This window comes from Corallococcus sp. AB049A (assembly GCF_003668885.1).
GTDB lineage: Bacteria > Myxococcota > Myxococcia > Myxococcales > Myxococcaceae > Corallococcus > Corallococcus interemptor.
Genome location: NZ_RAWL01001456.1, coordinates 1 through 386, shown reverse-complemented (window position 1 = coordinate 386; position 386 = coordinate 1). Strand labels below are relative to the sequence as shown.

Here is a 386-nt window from a genome sequence, read left to right as displayed (position 1 = left end):
TTGTCACCCAGGCGCACATCCGAGCCGAACACACCACTGCGGCCCTGGCCGTCGTAGCGCCCCAGGTACAACTGCGCATTGCGCGCGACCGCCGTCTGCGCCTGTGCATAGCCATCCAGCGCGGCATCCGGCCTGCGGTTCTGCTGCGCGCCCTGGAAGGTGGCAGTCTCAACCTTTCCATCCAGCACCGCGGTCGTTGCGGAGACGATCAGCCGTCCTGCATCGCGGCCGACCGTGTACCCGTTATCGACCCGCCGCGCCGCGAATACGATCGGATCACGGAAGGTCTCGGTGATGCCCCAGCGTTCCTGCTTCACTTCATGGCCGCTGTACAGGCCATCGAACAGCATCTCCGCTGGCGCCTCATCAAGACGGTAGACCTGGCC

The 386-nt window shown here is 65.5% G+C and carries 1 protein-coding gene; it reads right to left on the bottom strand.

What is annotated here, in order from left to right:
* Positions 1 to 350, bottom strand: a 350-nt coding sequence (locus D7X55_RS47445; protein WP_199747509.1) for a hypothetical protein, incomplete at its 3' end; no start/stop codon positions are given.
* Between the last annotated feature and the right edge of the window lie 36 nt (positions 351 to 386).